Raw genomic sequence first — 20,779 nt, 5'->3', positions numbered from 1 at the left:
CAAATGCAGCAACCAAGCCTCGTGACAGGGGCATCCGCGCCTGCGCTTCTCGATGGCTGCATCGGCGAAGCGCTGGCTGCTGCGGCTCGGCGATGGCCGGATCAGGATGCCTTGATCGTCCGCCACCAGGACATTCGCTGGAGCTATGCCGAACTTTTCGATAAGGTGGAGCAGCTAGCCGCAGCGCTGATCGATATCGGTCTTGAGCCTGGTGACCGTGTCGGCGTCTGGTCGCAGAATAATTCCGAATGGGTCCTGGCGCAATTCGCGACCGCGATGGCCGGGATTATCCAGGTCAATATCAACCCTGCCTACCGCACGCATGAATTGGAACACGCGCTGAAGAAGACGGGGTGTCGAGCTATCATTCTGTCGCCTTACTTCCGCACCAGCTCGTATGTCGACATACTGCGGGAGTTGGCCCCGGAGATCGCCGCCAGTAAGGCCGGAGAGCTTCGATCGCAAAAACTGCCTGATCTCCAATGGGCGATCTGCCTTGGCCATGACGTTCCGGTGGGGATGATCGCCTTTCCAGACCTCATGGCATCGGCGAGCCAGCATGGGCGCGAGCGAGTGCGGGCGATCGCTTCGACCCTGAGGCCGGACGATTCGATCAATATCCAATTTACGTCCGGCACGACCGGGACGCCGAAGGGCGCGGCGCTTACGCACAGGAATATTCTCAACAACGGCTTTTTCGTCGGCCAAGGGATAAAGCTCAATTCCAGTGATAGGCTGTGCCTGCCGGTCCCGCTCTATCATTGTTTCGGGATGGTAATGGCCAATCTGGCATGCATCACCCACGGCGCCTGCATGGTGCAGCCGGCTGAGCATTTTGACGCCCAATTGACCCTCGATGCAGTCGCTGCCGAGCGTTGTACGGTCCTCTACGGCGTGCCGACGATGTTTATCGCTATGCTCGATCATCCGTCATTCGAGCAATATGATCTCTCGAGCTTGCGCACCGGCATCATGGCCGGCTCGCCCTGTCCGCCCGCCACGATGCGGAAGGTCATGGACCTGATGAACATGAAGGAAGTCACGATCGCCTACGGCATGACGGAGACTTCGCCGGTAAGTTTCCAAAGCTCGACTGAGGACCCTGTAGAGCTTCGAATCAATACGGTGGGACGGATCCACCCTCATCTGGAAGCAAAAGTCGTCAACAATCTTTTTGAGACGTTGCCAGTCGATCAGACCGGCGAGCTTGTGGTTCGTGGATATTCCGTGATGGCTGGCTATTGGGGTGACGATGCCGCCACCCAGGAAGCGATCAGGGACGGGTGGATGCATACCGGCGACCTGGCCTCCATCGACTCCGATGGCTACTGTCAGATCGTCGGTCGATCGAAAGACATGGTCATCCGTGGAGGAGAAAACATCTACCCCGCCGAAGTCGAGTCATTCCTGCACAGCCATCCCAAGATAAGGGACGTGCAATGTATCGGCATCCCTGATGATCGCTTCGGCGAGGAGCTGTGCGCCTGCGTCATTGTTCAGCAGGGAGAGGTTCTCAATCCCGAAGAGATCGTTTCCTTCTGCAAAGGAAGAATATCCCATTACAAAATCCCCCGATACATCGAATTCGTCGAATCGTTTCCACTGACCGTCACGGGAAAAGTCCAGAAGTTTCTCCTCCGAGAAACTATATGCCGGAAGATCGGAATATAGAGAAAGTGCCGATAGATCAAGGGCAACTCATAGAAAAGGCTAAAAAGAAAATGTAGAAGGGGCAGTGATGATAAAATATATGTTCACATTGAAACGTAAGACCGGAATGTAGAGAGAGGAGTTCGGGATTATTATGAAAATCATCACGCGCCATTGGCAATGCAGGGTTCAAAGCTGTTAGGATATAGGCGCAACTATGTCGTATCGGGCGGGTTTTCGTTTCAGCATTCGGATAAGGCGGCAGAAGAGCCAGATTTTGATGTCATCTCCGAGATCTGGTTCGGAAATATGGCAGATCTTCGGGAAGCGGAGAAGAGGTTGGAAGGTGATTTCGGCCGGATTCTCGGCGAGGAGGAACGCAAGCTCTTCGACATGACACCTAAAAATATCAATTCGTTTTTGACCGAGGAATACATCACTTCGGATAGCGAATTAGGGAGAGCAGCCAGGGTCTCTGTCTAACGCTGCCGGATCTTGCGCTTGCCAGTGAATTAACGCGATGCCGTGAAGGAGGTATTCCAATGAGCGAGATTCCCGGGGGGTTCGCAAGCATTCGTCCGCTTGATCCAGAAATACAGGAGTTATTGGCGGTAATGGCGCGGGAGTCTGTACCGCCCGGCGCCTCTGTTACAGAAATGCGTGACGCACAACTAAAGGCGGCGCGCTTGATTCCGCCCGGGCCGCCGCTTCTTGATGTCGTGGACGTCGATATCGGCGAGGGCGACACCCCGTTGCGTGGAAGACTGTATTTTGGAAGCGACAAGCCCACTATCCTGATGGTGTTCCTGCATGGTGGCGGCTGGACGCTGGGCGGCGTGGAGGTCAGCGATGCCCCGTCAAGGCGGATCGCGGCGGGCACGGGCGCGATTGTGCTGAGCGTCGATTACCGTTTGGCACCGGAACATCCGTTTCCGGCCGCCTTTGAGGATGCCCATCAAGCCGTCCGCTGGGCTGCCAATAATGCAGCACGCCTGACCGGATCGGACGAGGCAAAGATCGTGATTGCAGGCGAAAGCGCTGGTGCGAATTTGGCGGCGGCAGTGGCACTGCTGGCCCGTTCAGCCGGTCCTGCGATCCATGCGCAGATACTATCCTGTCCAGCGCTGAGCGCCGACCTCGACACACCGTTCATCCGCAACATGCCGGCACCATTCCCGCCTAAAGATCTGCTGCCGCTCCTTTTCAAAGGTTATGCTCCCGATGAACGCGTCCATCGAGATCCACGCTTTGCGCCTCTGCTCGCCGAAAACGTGACTGGCCTGCCCCCCGCCCTAATTCTCACGGTCGAACTCGATGCCTTTCGCGAACAGGGCGAGATGTACTTCGAACGGCTGAAGGGAGTTGGCGTCCTATGCGAAATTCTCCGCTACGACGGGACTGTCCACGGCTTTCTCGAACTTGATAATGGCCATCGTCAATCGAGAGAGGCCATAAGCGCTATGGCGGGCTTTCTTCGACGGCACGTCCGCGACCGACCCGACCGATCCTGATGCGGGGTTGGCCCGTTTTTTCGGTGAAGGACGGATAATCTTCCGCTTTCATCCAAAGGTACAGACGGCTTGACGTGCGCCCGCCCTCAGGAACGCGATGCGATCTCGACTGGCGGGGACCGCGCTCTCGCCTGCAACTTCGCCGTGCATATTCGTAAGGCGACCGATTCCCGCTGTGAGGGGCGAAGGCGAGCTGAACGTAGGGGTGCAGCGCCCACGCGTCGTCGGAGAACCCCAATTAAACTTTACGGTCGTGTAGTTTGTCATTGACATAACCTACATTTCGCCTTTACGGTTGCCCAGCAAGTCAGGCTAGGGAGGGCGCTAACGCTGCGGTCGAGCCCAATCATGGCACATAATGATCCCGCGACGACGTGGGACGGGCGAATAGTGGAGGATGTAAACCCGATGAGATTGACCTATTTCCAACAAGTTCCCTATCGCCATCTACCTCCAAATTTTGAGCACGAGTACTCATCGGTCGTCACCACACCCTATCGCAAGCTCGTCGACGATCGCCGTCTCGTTGCGGATTACAGGGATGCTCTCGATGAACTCCTGTTTGCTGCGCGGGAAGGCTTTGACGCCGTCGCGGTTACCGAGCACGGCCAGAGCAGCTACGACATGGTGCCCAATCCGGACCTTATTCTTGCGGCAATAGCCTATGCCACCGCTTCCGAGGGAATTGACGTCGGCATCTATCCCATCGGCCGATCGCTCGGCAAAACGCGGGAGCCGCTGCGGGTGGCCGAGGAACTGGCGATGATCGACTGCATGAGCGATGGTCGCCTCATCGCGGGTTTCCCCGTGGGCCTGCCTTATGATGCTTCGATCAACAACGGCGTCCCGCAGATCGAAACGCGTGCGCGCTTCGACGAAAATCTTCGGCTGATCACCAAGGCTTGGACGGCGGATGACATCTTCGCCTGGAACGGGCGATATGCGCAGCATGCGGTGGTAAACATCTGGCCTCGGCCGGTTCAATCCCCCACACCGCCGATATGGATCACGGGCTCCGGCAGCCCGAAGACAATGGAGTTTGTGCTCAAGCAGGGCTACGGGTTCAATTCCTTTGGTCAGATGGGCCGCAAGGGGGCACAGGCGACGTTCGGGAAGCTTTGGGAAACGGCGGATCGCTCCGGAATAGCTGTCAACCCCAATCGCGCCGGTCTCGTTCAGTGCATCTGCATCGCCGAAACCGACGCCGAGGCGGAACGGCTCTACGCGCCGCATGTCGAATATTACTTCCGGAAGGCATCAGGCGCGCTGGGCAACGATGCGATGAATCTCCCCGGAGGGGTGGAACTTGATGGTCTGAAGGCGGCGATGCGCGCGCCCGGCGGCTTTAGCTGGGATATGCTTAAGGGCATCACCATGAAGCAGCTTATGGGTATGGGATCGGTCATCTGCGGCAGTCCCTCGACTGTGCGGGAACAGCTGCGCGATCTCGTCGATGCGCTAGGCGTCGCCAATGTGCTGGCGATGCTGCAGATCGGATCGATGCCGCGGGAGCTGACCGAACACAATATCCGGCTCTTCATGCGGGAAGTGGCCCCCTGTCTGCGCGCTCATTCAAAGGGGTCGACGATGCCCAATGACTGGTGGCCCGAGCGGCTTAAAGCGACGGAGTCGTCCGAAGACTCCCCGGTCCGGGAGACGGCGCAATGAACGGGAAAATGCAGCGCGTCCCCCATTCCGTCTGGGGCGGAAAGCTCGACATTTATGTAACGACAAGCGGGAGCGGCCCGGACGTCGTCTACTTCCCCCCAACGGGTCTCGTCGCGTCCGATCCCTTTGTCGAAGCGCTTGCCTCCCGTTTTACGGTCCATGCGGTCGAATTTCCGGGCACCAGTCCCGAAGCGCCGGATGCGGGAACGGTACTTGGCACCCTCTGGGATCTTGTGCTGGCTTTGGAAGAAGTCGTTCTTCAGCTTGGACTGGAGCGGCCTGCGGCAGTCGGCGTATCGATCGGAGCGATGCTTGCAGCGGAACTCGGCGCGAACTTTCCGCGGCTGTTTGCGTCTCTGATCCTTGTCGGTCCGCTCGGCCTGTGGCGCGAGGACGAACCGCTCCCGAATTGGCAGGCCGAACCCAGCCACTTGCCGGGCCTGCTGTTCGCCGATCCGCTTTCGTCGGCGGCTTCGGCCGCGATCGATCCGCAGGGCAAGGCGGACGAAGTCATTGCACTCCGGGCTGGCCAGATATGGGCGCTGGGCTGCATCGGCCGGTATATTTGGCCTATACCGGAAAAGGGCCTAGCCGGACGACTCCACCGCGTGGCGGTGCCGACGCTGGTTATCCGCGGAGACGAAGATAGCATCGTCCCACGCCTTCATGCCGAGGATATGACGCGCGCCATCCAGGGCGCACGCCTCATGTCGATCCCCAGCGCCAGACATCTGCCGTCGGTGGAACACGCGCAGGCGGTGCTCGCACTGATGAGTTCCGGTAACCCATAAGCATATCGGCCCAACGAGGTAACGATAGACAGGAAAGGATTCTGCGATGCCGCTAACCCACGTGTTGGAGCCGATTACGATCGGTGGTATGGAAATCAAGAACCGGATATTCCGGTCGGCGCACACCACCGGCTACGGCTGGACGTTTGGCGACCGCCTGATCGCCTATCATGAGGCCCGAGCACGGGGGGGCGTGGGCCTGACGGTCATCGAGGCCGTGCCTGTTCATCCAAGCGGCACTTCCACCACGCCCACGCCGAACTTCTGGTCAGGCGTGGAAAACGGAGATGGCTATCGCCGCCTGGTCGACAGCTGCAAACCCCACGGGATGACCCTGTTCCAGCAGATCGGTCATGGCGGCAGCGCCCTTATACGTGCGGATGGCGATCCCCCCTGGTCGGTGTCCGACATACCTGGCGCACGAGCAGGCATTGTTCCCGTCAGCATGACCAAGGGCATGATCGACGAGGTTATTGCTGGGTTCATAGACGCCGCCGAAAAGTGCGCACGCTATGGCCTGGACGGGGTCGAAGTTCACGCGGCGCACGGCTATCTTCTCAACGAATTTCTGTCGCCGAACACCAACAAGCGTACGGACGACTATGGCGGGAGTTTCGAAAACCGATCCCGCTTCGTGCGGGAGGTCCTTTCCGCGATCCGGACCGCGGTCCCGCGCGATTTCGTTGTCGGCGTCCGTGTCGGTGATGACGTGACCCCCGGCGGGTTCCATAGCGCGGATGCTCTTCGGCTCTGCAAGGATCTGGAGAAGGGGGGACTGATCGATTACGTCAGCGTCAGCCTGGGCAACCAGATCAACATCGATCGCCTGTTCGGCGGCATGTATGAACCGGCGGGTTACGAGCTGCCATATAGCGAACAGATCACTTCCCACGTCGATCTGCCTACGTTGGTCATCGGCCGCTTCCGCACATTGGAGGAAGCGGACCAGACGATCCGCAGCGGCATTGCCGACATGGTCGGAATGACCCGCGCGCACATAGCCGACCCGGACCTGGTGAGAAAAACGGTAGAGGGGCGGGCACTCGAGGTGCGGCCGTGCATCGGCTGCAACCAGGTGTGCGTCGGTCGTGTAACCATGGGCGCCCCGCTCGGCTGCGCGGTGAACGCCGGCGCTGGTCTTGAGGAGAAGATCGGCGATGCGCACGTGACATCAGCGGCGACAGCGAAAACGGTCGTCGTGGTCGGCGGAGGTCCCGCGGGGCTGGAGGCAGCCAGGATAGCGGCTCTGAAAGGACATCGGGTCATATTATTTGAGGCGCGCGCGGTCCTTGGCGGCGCGCTGCGCTACGCCGCCATGGCTCCGACCCGTCACGGTATCGCCGACATCGTCGATTGGCTCGAGCGTGAGATCTATCGGCTTGGCGTCGATGTCCGCCTGAGCACCTATGCAGAGATCGATGATCTGACCGCCGAACCGCCCGATGTCGTGATCGTTGCCACCGGTTCCGCTCCGCGCATGGACGGCGTGCAGGTTCTCACGCCGGGCGAGCCGATCAAAGGGGTCGAACAGGCCCACGTCCTCTCCTCGGCGGACGTGTTTGAGCGGCAGGACGTCGAGGCCGGCAAGCGTGCCGTCGTTCTTGACGACCTTGGTCATTATGAGGCCATAGCGACCGCCGAATATCTGTTGAACAAAGGCCTCGACGTGACCTTTGTTTCCACGAAACCCTCGTTCGCTCCGCAAACGGAGTGGTCGCTGATGGGCGAGCCGGCGCTCAAACGGATGCTCCCGAAAGGGTTAAAGGTCCTCACGCGGATGCGGCTCACGGAAATCACGCGCAACAGCGTGATCGCCATGCCCACCGTACTCGGCAGCTACTCCAACATGCGGGAGGACATCCCGGCCGATTATGTGGTGCTCGTCTCCCACAATCGGTCGATCAGGAACATTGCGGACGGTCTGGCCGCGACCTCGCTAAAGGTGGAGCTGGTCGGCGATGCTTTGTCGCCTCGTTATCTCCAGGCCGCGATCCGCGACGGCCATCTGGCAGCCCACGGCATAGAATAGGGGCCTCGCTGCCCTTGATCATTCGGAATAATGGCCATCGGTTTCCATTATGAGAACGCACCGGGCGTCGCGCCGGGTGGCAAAGGAAGGAGAGGTTATGATCAAGCTCGTCAATCTGCTGCACAAGAACCCCGACGTCTCGTGGGAGTTCTTCGTCGACTATTACAACAACAATCATGCGCCGCTTGTTTTACGCACCGTCCCTGAAATCGGTAAATATGTGCGGAATTTCATTCGTCGCGACTCCGGTGTGGATATGGCGCACGCCGAACATGAAAACAGGGTCGCCGATTTTGACGTGATCACCGAATTTTGGTTCGCAGACCAGCAGGCTTTCGACGCGATGATGGAAAGAGTTAAGGACAAAGCGGTTGCCGATCTTCTGGCCAAGGACGAAGCAATCTTTCTCGACAGAACGCGCGCTCAGGTGTTTTTCGTTGAGGAGAATGTCTCAGCATAGCCCGGATGCTGCCGGTTCGCCGGTCGTCGGTTGATGAGCAGCCATGTGGCGCATGACAGGGCGTCCGGCGTTCCCCGTCCGCATCCGTGCCGGCTGGTTGCGACGCCTTCCGGCGACGGTCGTTCCCTACGGGAGCACTTTTTCCGAAGCGCCGGTGGGGTGTGCGATGTCGGCCCGCGACGATTGCAGGCGACGACGGATCATGGGCGGCGTTTGCGGCATCCGGCGCGGATGTGTTACGGACAAGCGGCAGAATCCCCGATCGGATGTGGATGGACGTGACGACACTGGAAAAGGACGGACCAAAAGCGGCGCGACGGAGCACCTCCGATGCCAAGAAGTGCACTGGCGACGCAAGCAAGGTCAGACGCGGTGGGCACCGCTTGGTTGTCCAAGAGGGAGCCGAGGATCCCCCTGCGGTCGGCCGGAAACGCACCAGAAAAGCGGCGGCAAATTTCGCCAGGGACGCGGCATCGACCGGTGAGCACATAGCGTCACAATCCGAACCAGAAGGGACGCCTCGCCGGCCACGGCAACAACAGCGGGCGGTCGAAACCAGGCGCGCCATCCTTGGCGCGGCTTTACAGGAATTCGCGAAAAAGGGTTTTGACGCCGCAAGCATTCGTGACATTGCCGACCGTCTCGGCATCCAGCATCCGCTGATCACCTACCACTATAAGACCAAGGATGCGCTCTGGCAGGCGGTCGCGGAGCAGGTCGTCGGTGAATTCCGCGAAGATTTCGATGCCCATACCCGCAGCATGGTGGGCATGGAGCCGATCGATCGTGTCCGGGAGCTTTTCCGTTCGATGCTTAACATCGAATATAAATATCCCGACCTTCATCGCTTCATGTTGAACGAAAGCCGTGAAAATGGCCCGCGCCTGCGGTGGATCGCGGCCAATATGCTTGCCCCCGTCGTGAATACCAACCTGCCCGATATCCGGCGCGCGCAAGCCACGGGAGATCTGCCCGCCGGTGAGCCGATCCTGCTGCATTTTATGCTCATCGGCATGACGACGGTGCTTTTCTCCGCCGGAGCCGCAATCGAGGCCGTCACAGGCCTATCAGTTAAGTCTCCTGGCACGAAAGAAGCCTATTTCGATCTGATCGAAGCGGTGATGTTCGGTCGCAAGTTCGACGCGAACAGGTCGTCCCGATCGGCCAATACGTCCAAACGCGGTTCGCAGCCAACTGATCCATCAGCCGCCTAAATCGATATGTGAAACGGTCGTCTCAGTATGCGGCGGAGAATGCTGGTCATCTGGTCGCGCTGTTACGCGATTGAGTGTTTTACGGGCAGCAATGACCAGCTTCGCGGATCCTTCCATTATAGCAGCCAACAGCGCGAGGCGCCCGCCGATTAGCGCGCATCTGAGGGACGGCGATGAACCGCCACATTATACTTGACGACCGTAAAAAGAATCTGACAACGCTACCGCGAACGCTGGGCCGGACTGCACGTCCAGCGAGCCGAGGAGAGAGTTAGCAAAACCCAGATCAGAGTCAGTCCGCACTTCATTTCGCCGAAGGCCGAATGAGGCGGTCATGGCGACGTTGGTGCCAGACTCGATTATTGTGATGGGGCGGATCGACGCTATTCGCCTGCTCCCCCCGAGTACCATGAAGGCGGCACCATGAGCATTAATAAAGGATATCGATGATGACTCGCAAACCGTCCTCCGGCGACAGGCTTGCAGGCAAGACTGTCATCGTTACGGGCGCCGGAGGCGGCATAGGAGCGACCATCGCTTCACTCTGCGCGGCACAGGGTGCGAATGTGGTGCTGGCCGACATCGGATTTGCGGGCGTGGATTCTAACGTCGAGTTCATCCGCGAATCGGGCGGTAACGCCGTATCCTGTGTGTTCGATCTGGATGATGAGCGTACAGTCGCCGGACTGTTCGAGTTTGCCAGCAACGAATTCGGCGACCTTCACGCTCTGGTCAACAACGCGGCGAACACCAGCCTCATCGCGCGCGATCCCGGGGTTGAGAATATGGACGTCGACCTCTGGGACGAGACGATGCGTGTCAACCTGCGGGGAACAATGCTGGCGTGCAAATATGCCATTCCTCGCCTGCGCAGTGCAGGCGGCGGTGCGATAGTCAACATTGCCTCGCTTTCGGCGCTTCGAGGTGCGCCGGCGTGGACCGCCTATGGCGTCGGAAAAGCCGGCGTTATAACTCTTAGTCAATATGTAGCGGCTCAACACGGCCGGGAGGGCATTCGCTGTAACGCTATCGCGCCCGGCGTCATCCTGACCCCTGCTACGGAGAACGGATTGGGGGCGCACCAGGACGTGGTCGTCCAGCACTCGCTCGCACCCCGTATAGGCCGACCGGAAGATATCGCCGGGACAGTTCTGTGGCTCATTTCGGACGAAGGAGCCTATGTAAATGGCCAGTGCATCAGCGTGGACGGTGGAATGACATCCCATCTAAACGTACTTTTCGAAAATATTGCGCGAAGTGCGTCGGGCGGGTGATCCATAACCTCCCCGTCAGCGCTGCTCTGCACTAACCAAACTGCGAGGCTTGGACGCGGCGCAGTTAAGCGTGCGACCTTCCCGAGACAAGATTAAGTTCCACGGCCGTGGAGTTATTGTTGACAGACGTCCCGTGGCCGGGTTTAACTGGTGCCAGGTGGCAAACCACGGGAGAGACTCTGTTGGACTATGACAAAAAGCCCGTCCCCAAGTCGATCGCCGTGTTCGGCGCGGCCGGACGTGTAGGGCAGCCACTCGCGGACTATGTGCGATATGCGGCGCCCGACGTCTGCCTGCGCCTTATCACTAGCTCCGCAGCGGCCGTGAGCGGGTTGCAGAACGGCTATCCGGCGGCAGATGTGGTCGTGGCGAACTATCTGGATCCGGATTCCCTCAAACCGGCTCTTGAGGATATGGAGGGAATCTTCGTCGTCACGCCTTCGGGTTTGGACGAAGTGCGCGCGATGCAAAACCTCATTGCCGCAGTCCGCGCGGCGGGAACGGTCAAGCACATCGTCAGGGTGGTCGGATACGGCCCCGAGTCGACGCTCGATCAAGTTCCGGAAGAGCTTGCGGCGCGCGGCGGGGATGGCAGCCAACATTATATCGCGAAGGCGGAGCTTGCCCGAAGCGGGCTTCCCGTGACCTTCTTGAATTGTGGCGCCACTTTCATGGACAATCTCCTGCTTGCATCGGGGGGCATACGCGATCGCGACTTATTTATTTATCCTCCCCTGTATGTTCCGTTCGTTGACGCGCGCGATGTCGGGGAGGTTGGGGCGCGGTTGCTGCTCTCCGACGATGTAAGGCATATCTCGCAGTTCCACACCATGAACAACGGACAGGATCAGTTATCGTCCGAAGAAATTGCGGAAATGATGAGCGATATTCTCCGGCGGCACATTGCCTATGACGGTAGCCGTGAAACCTTCATGAAGGAGCTGGGCCCGTTGCTTGACCAGCGCGCGGGCCGAGCAGGAGAGGCCGAGTATCGCTGGGACTATGTGCAGTTCTGGGAGAATACGAATTCCGTCATATGGTCGCTCAACAACTTTGCCGAGCGAATGCTTGGCCGGCGGCCCACAACCCTGCGCGCATGGCTGATGGAGCATAAAGGCTTTTTTGGAGCGGCGCCGGATCATGGGTGATCGCCTTACGACAACTGGCGTTTTGCGGCGCGTCGATCGAGCGAAGTAGGCGGGTTTGGCGTACTTACGGATGTGACACTGGTTCTGCATATTTGGAATAATAACGATCGCCGAATTTGGGAGAAAAATCATGCTAGATGCCAATTGGGCCGAGAAGGTGTTGACGATGATCGCCGGCGACACAGACCAATTTCTCCAGAATTTGAATGACGATATCGTGCTGGAATTTCCTTATGCGCGATTGGTCAATTTGCCGGTCCGCATCGAAGGAATTGAGACGGTCAGAGAATATATCAGGAATGTGAACGGTGTCCTGAAAGGGCTGACGTTCACCAACATCGCTGTGTTGCCGCTGAAGGAGGAGGGCGGCTTCATCCTGGAATATGAGGGCAGCGCGCCGGAAGTGCACAAATATGACCAGACCTACATTGCTGTGATGCGTTTCCGGGACGGCAAGCTCTCTTTGTTTAAGGAATATTATGATTCCACAGAAGTTGCGCGCGTGACGAAATTGGCCGCAGCCGCAAACTGACCCGATGTCGAACGCGCTCACAGGGCGGGCCGTTTTGCGCAGTTTTAATGAACTGGCCCCATGAGCAGCTAACGCCGTCGTCGGCTGACTTGCCCTGTTGCAGCAGGCGCATCACGTCAGCAAAATTGCAGAAACTTTACAACTGTAAGAAGATTAATTGACCTGCCGCCGCGAGAGAAATAGGCTGCGGCCAAGCGCAATCAAAAAAATGCGCGTGACATGGCGAGGATGCGGCGGGACTGCCGAAACGGCGGCCTGCACAAAGGAGGGATTATGGTAAGCATAAATAAGCGGACGATCTTGCTGACGTCGGCAGCCATGGGCTGCATCATCTGGGTCCTGCCTGCGCAGGCGCAGACCGCCTCTCCGGGGGATGCCGGCCAAGCGACACGACCCGTTTCGGAAGCCGAAGTCGGGGAAATCATCGTCACCGCGCAAAAGCGTGCACAATCGGTTAACAATGTCGGTCTGTCTATTACGGCGGTCTCCGGTGACGTGCTTGCGTCACGTGGCATCAGCGATCCGTCCCAGCTCACCAAGCTGGTCTCGGGTTTCAACTACAACGAAACGGCTAATGCGAGCCCGGTCTATACCATTCGCGGGGTCGGCTATCAGGACAGCAGCATCGGCGCCAGCCCTGCGGTGACTGTTTACGTCGACGAGGTGCCGATCTCATATTCCGGCGGAACGCTCGGAGCGGCTCTGGATATCGAGCGCGTTGAGGTTCTCAAGGGTCCTCAGGGAACGCTATTTGGCGGTAACGCGACCGGTGGAGCGATTAACTACATCGCGGCCAAGCCTAGCGATACATTCACCGCGGGGGTGAATTGGGACTTCGGCCGCTTCGCAACGAGCAACCTCACTGGCTTTGTCGGAGGCCCCGTCTCCGATACGCTTTCCGTCCGCCTGTCGGGCCGTTGGCTGAAGAGCGGAAGCTGGCAGGAAAGCTATACGCGCAACGACAAGATTGGCGAGAAGGACCAGCTCTTCGGCCGCATCATTGCGGACTGGGAGCCGACCGACAAGGTCAAGATCCAGCTCAACGTCAACGGATGGCGCGACCATTCGGAATCGCAGGCGCCGCAGCTGATCGACAAGGTGGGCACTATCCCGGGCGTGCCGCTGGATCCAGCCTTTGCTGCCTATCCGTTCGCGCCCGAGAAGGCACGGGCCGCAGACTGGGATCCTACCCGCGACTACCGCAGGCGCGACAGCTTCAAGCAGGTGAGCGGGCGGCTGGATTATTCGGCCAGCGATGACCTTACACTCACGTCGATCTCCTCCTACCAGGTGTATAAGCGGTATAATCCTATCGACTTCGATGGCACCACCGTGTCCGTCCAGGCGGTAACAAGCAGCGGCACGGTTAAATCCTTCTATCAGGAGCTCCGTGCCAGCCTCACACTGGCCCAGACCGGAAACATCACGGCCGGTGTCAATTACCAGTCCGACAAGATCGATGAATCTGCCTTAACCGAATTTCCGGCGGCGGTTGCGCAACTGCTCGCCGGCAACGGATTTATTGCCGAGAACCGTCAGGATGCGAAGACCAAGGGCGTGTTCGCGAGCGCCGACATCCCGATCCTTCCCGGGCTCAGCGCCGTGGGCGGGATCCGCTACACCGAGGCAAAGCGCAGCTATTCCGGCTGCACGAGGGACACAGGCGATGGCACGGCTGCAGCCGGGTTCAATGCCTTCCCTCCGTTCGCTCCGCTCAATCTCAACATTCAACCAGGTGAGTGCTTCACGATCCAGCCGAACGGACAGCCGGGACTATTTGTCAGCAGCTTGAACGAGGATAATGTTTCATGGCGCGCAGGGCTTAACTATAAGCCCGATCGCAATCTCCTCGTCTACGCAAACATCAGCCGCGGGTACAAGGCCGGAGCCTATCAGTCGCTTGGAGCCATTTTCTCGAATTCTTTGTCCCCTGTGGTACAAGAACAGCTCACGGCCTACGAAATCGGGTTCAAGGCTGGCCTGTTCGATCGTCTGCTCCAGCTCAATGGCGCGATATTCCACTATGACTATGTCGACAAGCAGATCCGAGGTGTCATCACTGACCCAGTATTCGGCCCCGTTGAGGCTTTGGTCAATATTCCGAAATCGCGGGTTCAGGGTTTCGAGCTGAGCGCATCGCTCCGTCCGTTGAGTGGTCTCTCGCTTTCGTCAGCGATCACGCTTGCCGATACAGAGGTGCGCGGATCCTTTATTGGTGTAACGCAAACAGGCGCATCCAGCGACTTCAACGGCGAGGCCTTCCCCTATACGCCGAAATGGTCCGGCAATGCCGACGCCGAGTATCGCTGGGCGCTCAATGATCGTCTGGAAGCCGTGGTTGGCGCGACCGGGTCGTATAACAGCGCAACCAATGGCGGGTTCGGCGGGGAAGCGCTGTACCGCATCCGGGGCTACACGCTTGTGGACGTGAGGGCCGCGATCGAAGGAGATGGCGGCAAGTGGCGTGCCGGCGTCTGGGGGCGCAACATAACGAACGAATATTACTGGTATACGGCCACGCGCGCGTCTGACGCGGGAACGCGCTTTGCCGGAATGCCCGCGACCTACGGCATCAGCCTCACGTTCCGATACTAAAAGGTAAGATGATAATGTCTCAATTGACCGACCGCGTGATCGTGGTAACGGGCGGCGCCGGCGGGATGGGTTGGGCAACCACACGCACGCTGGTTGAACGGGGTGCTTGGGTGATCGCGACCGACCTGCGCGAATCGCAGGAGCCGATCGAAGGCGCGTTGTTCGTCCGGCATGACGTGACGAGCGAAGACGATTGGGACAGGGTGATTGCCACCGCGATCGACCGGTTTGGCAAGTTAGACGGACTGGTGAACAACGCCGGCATTGGCGAACTCGCGAGGCTCCTCGACACCAGTCGAGAGCTGTTCGAGAACATGCTGAGCGTGAACCAGATGGGAACTTTCTTCGGCATGAGGAAGGCGGCCGAGGTGATGAAGGACAAAGGCGGCGCAATTGTCAACATCGCCTCCTGTGTCGCGACGCGGGGGGTGGGCGGCCACTTCCCCTATACCGTCAGCAAATGGGCGGTGCGCGGCATGACCAAATGTGCCGCGCTCGACCTCGCGCCTTATGGCATTCGGGTGAACTCCATCAACCCCGGCACGATCGAGACCCCGATGATGGTGGCCGGGTTTTCGGAAGAACAGGCCGCCCAGATCAAGAACTCAATCCCGATGGGGCGGTTCGGCCAGCCGCATGAGATCGCGGCGGTCAGCGCATTTTTGCTGTCCGACGAGGCCAGCTATCTGACGGGCACCGAGATAGAAGCGGACGGTGGCATTTTTGCGTGACGGAGCATGCGGCGAGACGGTTCATCCGCCCCGCCACATCGCCGCCATAACGCTCTAAGGCTGCTACTTCCATTTGCAACGCGAACGGTCCTGCGGAGATGCGAGGCAGGGGCGGTCACCGACACATGAATCCGGTGCCTGGGACGGCCCCACGGTCTCCAGGCACCGACAGTAACTGAACCTCAGCTCCAGAATGCCGGCGGGGGGATAAATGTACGACTTTATTGTGGTGGGTGCCGGTTCGGCCGGGTGCGTTGTCGCCAACCGCCTGTCCGAAGACCCCAACACCAAGGTGCTGCTGCTGGAAGCGGGGCCGAAGGACAACCACCCCCTCATCAGCGTCCCCGCTGGCGTGATGTATCTGATCGCCAGTGGAAAATTCGACTGGGGCTATGCGACCGAACCCCAGCCGGAGACCAATTCCCGCGCCATTCCCTGGTTCCGGGGCAAGGTCTGGGGCGGCACGAGTTCGCTGAACGGTATGGTCTATATCCGCGGCAATGCCGAAGACTACGATAGCTGGCGGCAGTTGGGCCTGAGCGGATGGGCCTATGAAGATGTGCTTCCCTATTTCAGGCCCGCCGAAGCTTTCGCCGGCGGCGCGAACCGCTATCATGGCGGCATCGGGCCGCTGCCCGTCATCGGTCAGGACATTGAACATCCCTTCGCCAAAGCCTTCATAGAAGCCGGGCTATCCCTATAATGAGGACTTCAATGGCGAGACTCAGGAAGGTTTTGGGCCAAGCCACGCGACGATTATCAGAGGGCGGCGAGCAAGCACCTCGGCCTGCTATTTGCGTCCGATTCTGAAACGGCCCAACTTTTCCGTGATATCCGAAGCCCATGTGAACCGGATCATCATTGTAAACGGCACGGCGACCGGAGTCGAATATCAGCAGAACGGGGTGACCAAGATCGCGCATGCGGCGCGCGAAATCGTGTTGAGCGCCGACGCGATCAATTCACCGCAAATCCTGATGCTGTCAGGAATTGGTCCCCAGGCGGAACTCGAAAAACATGATATTCCGGTTGTGAAGGTCTTGCCGGGCGTCGGCCGCAATCTGCAGGATCATCCTTTTGTCCGGGTGAATGCGCTTGCTTCGCGACCGATATCGCTGATGAAATACAATACGCTGGTCGGAAAATGTGTCGCGGGGCTGAGCTATCTCTTCAGCCGTCGTGGGCCGGTATCGCGCAACGGGCTGGAAGCGCTGGCATTCATCAAATCGAGGCCCGATCTTACCAACCCGGATGTCCAGTGCCATTTGTTCATGCTCTTGATGGACGAATTCTACCTGAAGTCCCCCCGCCACGGATTTTCATTGCAGATGAACATCAGCCGGCCGGAAAGCTGCGGCTATGTGTCTCTGCGCTCGTCCGATCCCGCAGCTCCGCCTGCCATGTATGCCAATTATCTGACCGCGGAAGCGGACATGGTGGTGCTGCGGGAAAGCATCCGGGTTTCGCGGCGCATTCTGGCCCAGCCGGCTTTCGCACCGCTGGTGGACAGAGAGATCGGGCCGGGGCCGGAAGTGCGGTCGGACGATGAACTCGATGCTTATATCCGCGAAACCGCGAGTCCGACATATCAAATGGCCGGTACGTGCAAAATGGGCGATGATGACATGGCTGTCGTCGATTCATCGCTTCGGGTGCACGGCATCGACGGCTTGCGCGTGGCGGACGCCTCTATCATGCCGCTCTTGGTCAGCGGCAACACGAACGCGCCCGTCATCATGATCGCTGAGAAGGCATCCGACATGGTCCTCGGGCGCCTTCCCTTGGCGCGAGACCATTGAAGCATGGCTCTGGCACCCGGCCCCGATCGAAGCGCTTGGGTGCCCGCGACCTCTGGACGCAAGAGCGGCGCAGCAACGACCAAGCACTAAACTCCACGTTTGGGGAATATTTATTGACAGCTCCGGGCCGCCCCATAAGATCGGCGTCACATCGGCGATCGACTCACCGCTGTGCCGCGCAAGTTAAGGCGATCACGGCAACCACGATATGACAAAGGGAGGGTTCATGACTACAATTCGGTTCGAACGCGAAGGCGCCGTCGGATACATCGTCCTGGCCGCCGCACCGTTCAATCGCGTGGATCGAGACTTCCCCGTCAATCTGGCGGCCGCCATTCGCGCCGCCAGCGAAAGCGACATCCGCGTTTTGGTGGTTCGCCCGGAAGGACCAAATTTCAGCCTTGGCGGCGACGTCCGTCAGTGGCCCGGCAAAGACATCAACTGGTTCCGCACCTTCGTGGCTGAAGTCCACGCCGCCTATCGCGCGATCGAGGCCCTGCGGATTCCCACCATCGCTTCGGTCCGGGGGATCGCCATGGGGGGCGGCTTCGAACTGGTTCTGGCCTGCGACTTCGTGGTAGCGTCCGAGCAGGCGCAATTTCAATGCGTCGAGGTGATCGCCGGTCAATTGCCGCTTGCGGGCGGCATTCAAAGGCTCGCCGATGCAATCGGACGCACGCGCGCGGTTAAGCTCGCCATGCTCGGCGAGCCGATCTCCGGCACGGCCGGCGCCGAGATGGGTTTCGTCACCATGGCCGTTCCTGATGACCAGCTTGAGCAGGCGACGACCGAACTGGCGGAGCGTCTGGGGTCGGGGCCAACGCTTGCCTATGCGGCGATCCGCGCGCTCATGAAGATATGGTCGAGTGGCGGAACGCCGGCGGCAGACGCCGCGATGATGGACCTGACCACGGAATTGTTCAGGTCTCAGGACACGACCAACGCGTTCGCTCAAGTAGCGGAGGCGCTCGAAGCCGGCGAAGAAATCCCGCCAAAGCCGCTATTCGTCGGATCGTAGAAGATCGGGTGCGAAAGCGCATTAGGGACGACGACAGCTAACCGTAAGCGACCATGGTACAGCTGGTTAGCCTACTTCTGTCGATCGCCATCGAGAAGTGCCCCGGGGTTTTCGTCGAGAAGTGACCCACCCTGTGATTATGTTTCGGATGTCAGGGGTGGGTCAAGGCAGGGACTTCTCCTTTCTGGTTTTGAGCTACTGAGCCGAGTTGTTCGTGAACCGGAGGCTGTTGTTGCCGGCCTCGAGAATGTCACAGTGATGGGTGAGCCGATCGAGGAGCGCACCGAAGACGGTGGTGGTGATGATGACGGAATTGTTCAGATCGCAGGATACAACGACAGCGTTCGCCAAGTGGCAGAAGCGTAAGCGGTGTCCGCCGCATCCATATCTACGCTTTTGAGCGGGGAGAATATATCGTGGATTACGACTTTGATCTGTTCGTCATCGGTGCGGGGTCAGGCGGGGTTCGGGCGGCACGGGTGGCGTCGGCACATGGCGCGAAGGTTGCGGTGGCAGAGGAATATCGGGTCGGCGGGACCTGCGTCATCCGCGGCTGCGTGCCGAAGAAGCTGCTGATCTACGGCGCGCATTTCGCCGAGGATCTGAAGGATGCGCGCCGCTTCGGCTGGAACGTGCCCGACTGTGATTTCGAATGGAAAGCGCTGCGCGACAATGTGCTGGCGGATGTCGACCGACTGGAGGGACTCTACACCAATACGCTGAGCAGCCATGATGTCGAGGTGATCCCGGAACGCGCCGTCATCACCGGCCCGCATGCGGTGAAGCTAGCGAGCGGGCGCGAGGTCACGGCGAAATATATCCTGGTCGCAACCGGTGCCTGGCCGGTCATCCCGGAGATCGACGGCGCCGAGCATGGGGTGACGTCCAACGAGTTGTTCCTGCTGGACGAGTGCCCGAAGCGGATCGCCATCGTCGGCGGCGGTTATATCGCCAATGAATTCGCCGGCATCTTCCACCAGTTCGACAGCCATGTGACGATCATCAATCGCGGCGGCGATTTGCTGCGCGGCTATGACGCGCAGATCCGCGACCGGCTGCTGCAGATTTCCGTGACGAAGGGCATCAATTTTCGCTTCCATGCGAAGATGCGCAAGATCGAGAAGGACAAGGACGGCACCTTGTGCGTCCGATTCGAGGAAGGCGAACCAGTCGCCTGCGACCTGGTGGTGTTCGCCACGGGGCGCAAGCCGCATATCGATGACCTGGGCCTCGAGAGCGCGGGCGTGGAGATCAATGACAAAGGCGCGATCAAGGTCGATGATTACAGCAAGACCAGCTGCCCCAGCATCTATGCCGTCGGTGACGTCACCGACCGACTACAACTGACCCCGGTTGCGATACGCGAGGGTCATGCCTTTGCAGACACCGTGTTCGGCGACAATCCACGCACCGTCGATTACGGCTGCGTGCCCTCCGCCGTGTTTAGCCACCCGCCGCTCGCGGGCGTCGGCCTGACCGAGCGCGAGGCGAAAGAGAAATATGGCACGATCAAGATCTATACTTCCGACTTCCGGCCGATGAAGAATGTTCTCGCCGGTCGCGATGAGCGCGCGCTTTACAAGATGGTGGTGGATGCGACCACCAACCGCGTCGTCGGGCTGCACATGATTGGACCCGATGCGCCGGAGATCCTGCAGGCGGCGGCCGTCGCGGTCAAGGCGGGGCTGACCAAGCAGGAGTTCGACGACACTGTCGCTCTGCATCCCAGCATGGCGGAGGAATTGGTATTATTGAAATAGCGAGACGACGACAGGACCTGCGCGGGGCGTTGGCTGCATTGGTCAGAGGGTTCGTTCAGCAGATGACCGGCATGACCATCGCGTCGCGATCTACGAAAGGAACAAATACCGATGGAAATAAGTGGACTCTCCGCGATCGTGACCGGTGGCGCGTCGGGTCGGCGGCGTTGACGCCATGCAGCTGGTAAACGTGCTTTGACGTGTCGACGCCAACTCGGATAAGGTGTTCCACGGACGGTCTCCTCCTTGAGATTTGCAACAACCTCAATCTAGCACATTGTGATGCCGTTTGGAGGCCGTCCACACCAACATGTTTGAACGACGGCCTCGGGAAACACGGCTGTGAGCGCATCTGGAAAGCCTTTGAGGCCATCGACGACAGCGAGCAGGATATCTTCCTGTGCCACGGTTGCGCAGCTCGTTCATGACCCGCAGCCAGAACTTGGCACCCTCGTTTTGCTCAAGCCACAGCCCGAGCACTTCCTTGGCACCATCGGCGCGGACGGGACTGTCAGGATTTCCGTGTGTGGCCGGGCATAATGGGTAACAAGGAGTCCCACTATGTCACGACGCAAAGAGCCTGCCATACCGAATGAGCT

15 protein-coding genes and 5 pseudogenes are annotated in these 20,779 nt (G+C 59.3%); 17 read left to right on the top strand and 3 right to left on the bottom strand.

From position 1 onward, the window contains the following. The first annotated feature begins 3 nt into the window (after positions 1-3). From J2W40_RS18150 to J2W40_RS18075, 16 genes and pseudogenes are all read left to right on the top strand, one after another. Positions 4-1,671, top strand: a complete 1,668-nt coding sequence (locus J2W40_RS18150) for an AMP-binding protein (protein ID WP_310227364.1) — start codon at positions 4-6, stop codon at positions 1,669-1,671. Positions 1,672-1,806: 135 nt separating this feature from the next. Then, a pseudogene (locus J2W40_RS18145) lies at positions 1,807-2,133 on the top strand (EthD domain-containing protein); the annotation flags it as partial. Positions 2,134-2,192: 59 nt separating this feature from the next. Next, a complete protein-coding gene (locus tag J2W40_RS18140; RefSeq protein ID WP_310227363.1) occupies positions 2,193-3,161 on the top strand; it encodes an alpha/beta hydrolase in 969 nt (322 codons plus the stop codon). 408 nt (positions 3,162-3,569) lie between these two features. Continuing rightward, the gene (locus tag J2W40_RS18135) at positions 3,570-4,829 is read left to right on the top strand and encodes an LLM class flavin-dependent oxidoreductase (protein WP_310227362.1); all 1,260 of its coding nucleotides are present in this window, start codon (positions 3,570-3,572) and stop codon (positions 4,827-4,829) included. After that, positions 4,826-5,620 (top strand): alpha/beta fold hydrolase, encoded by a 795-nt coding sequence (locus J2W40_RS18130; protein ID WP_310227361.1) that lies wholly within the window; start codon positions 4,826-4,828, stop codon positions 5,618-5,620. The genes J2W40_RS18135 and J2W40_RS18130 overlap by 4 nt, the downstream gene beginning before the upstream one ends. 46 nt (positions 5,621-5,666) lie before the next feature. Then, positions 5,667-7,649: an oxidoreductase gene (locus J2W40_RS18125; RefSeq protein ID WP_310227360.1), complete on the top strand. Its 1,983-nt coding sequence runs from the start codon at positions 5,667-5,669 to the stop codon at positions 7,647-7,649. 97 nt (positions 7,650-7,746) lie between these two features. After that, on the top strand, positions 7,747-8,109 hold the full coding sequence (locus J2W40_RS18120) for an EthD domain-containing protein (RefSeq protein ID WP_310227359.1): 363 nt from the start codon (positions 7,747-7,749) through the stop codon (positions 8,107-8,109). Between the two features lie 266 nt (positions 8,110-8,375). Next, positions 8,376-9,323: a TetR/AcrR family transcriptional regulator gene (locus J2W40_RS18115; RefSeq protein ID WP_310227358.1), complete on the top strand. Its 948-nt coding sequence runs from the start codon at positions 8,376-8,378 to the stop codon at positions 9,321-9,323. Positions 9,324-9,769: 446 nt separating this feature from the next. Next, the gene (locus J2W40_RS18110; protein ID WP_310227357.1) at positions 9,770-10,597 is read left to right on the top strand and encodes an SDR family NAD(P)-dependent oxidoreductase; all 828 of its coding nucleotides are present in this window, start codon (positions 9,770-9,772) and stop codon (positions 10,595-10,597) included. A 182-nt stretch (positions 10,598-10,779) separates the two neighbouring features. Then, the gene (locus J2W40_RS18105; RefSeq protein WP_310227356.1) at positions 10,780-11,745 is read left to right on the top strand and encodes an NmrA family NAD(P)-binding protein; all 966 of its coding nucleotides are present in this window, start codon (positions 10,780-10,782) and stop codon (positions 11,743-11,745) included. 130 nt (positions 11,746-11,875) lie between these two features. Next, positions 11,876-12,277, top strand: a complete 402-nt coding sequence (locus tag J2W40_RS18100) for a nuclear transport factor 2 family protein (RefSeq protein ID WP_310227355.1) — start codon at positions 11,876-11,878, stop codon at positions 12,275-12,277. A gap of 273 nt (positions 12,278-12,550) precedes the next feature. Beyond that, positions 12,551-14,872 carry a TonB-dependent receptor gene (locus J2W40_RS18095; protein WP_310227354.1) on the top strand — a complete coding sequence of 774 codons (2,322 nt, stop codon included), beginning with the start codon at positions 12,551-12,553 and terminating at the stop codon, positions 14,870-14,872. A gap of 14 nt (positions 14,873-14,886) precedes the next feature. Beyond that, complete coding sequence (locus J2W40_RS18090) at positions 14,887-15,603, top strand: SDR family NAD(P)-dependent oxidoreductase (protein ID WP_310227353.1); 717 nt, start codon at positions 14,887-14,889, stop codon at positions 15,601-15,603. A 211-nt stretch (positions 15,604-15,814) separates the two neighbouring features. Continuing rightward, positions 15,815-16,619 (top strand): annotated as a pseudogene (locus J2W40_RS18085) (GMC family oxidoreductase); the annotation flags it as partial. A 102-nt stretch (positions 16,620-16,721) separates the two neighbouring features. Further along, the gene (locus J2W40_RS18080) at positions 16,722-17,402 is read left to right on the top strand and encodes a GMC family oxidoreductase (RefSeq protein WP_310227390.1); all 681 of its coding nucleotides are present in this window, start codon (positions 16,722-16,724) and stop codon (positions 17,400-17,402) included. Positions 17,403-17,628: 226 nt separating this feature from the next. Continuing rightward, positions 17,629-18,420: an enoyl-CoA hydratase/isomerase family protein gene (locus J2W40_RS18075; protein ID WP_310227352.1), complete on the top strand. Its 792-nt coding sequence runs from the start codon at positions 17,629-17,631 to the stop codon at positions 18,418-18,420. 137 nt (positions 18,421-18,557) lie between these two features. On the opposite strand, the pseudogene J2W40_RS20615 reads toward J2W40_RS18075, so the two are convergent. Further along, positions 18,558-18,732 (bottom strand): annotated as a pseudogene (locus tag J2W40_RS20615) (ATP-binding protein); the annotation flags it as partial. Positions 18,733-18,833: 101 nt separating this feature from the next. Between J2W40_RS20615 and gorA the strand changes: the two are divergent. Continuing rightward, the gene (gene gorA / locus J2W40_RS18065; RefSeq protein WP_310227389.1) at positions 18,834-20,180 is read left to right on the top strand and encodes a glutathione-disulfide reductase; all 1,347 of its coding nucleotides are present in this window, start codon (positions 18,834-18,836) and stop codon (positions 20,178-20,180) included. 127 nt (positions 20,181-20,307) lie between these two features. Here the strand turns inward: gorA and J2W40_RS20610 are convergent. Beyond that, positions 20,308-20,412: pseudogene (locus J2W40_RS20610) on the bottom strand (IS110 family transposase); the annotation flags it as partial. Positions 20,413-20,488: 76 nt separating this feature from the next. Further along, a pseudogene (locus tag J2W40_RS18060) lies at positions 20,489-20,684 on the bottom strand (transposase); the annotation flags it as partial. Between the last annotated feature and the right edge of the window lie 95 nt (positions 20,685-20,779).

Source organism: Sphingobium xenophagum, from assembly GCF_031457465.1.
Lineage (GTDB): Bacteria > Pseudomonadota > Alphaproteobacteria > Sphingomonadales > Sphingomonadaceae > Sphingobium > Sphingobium xenophagum_A.
This window is presented reverse-complemented; position numbering and strand designations above follow the sequence as displayed.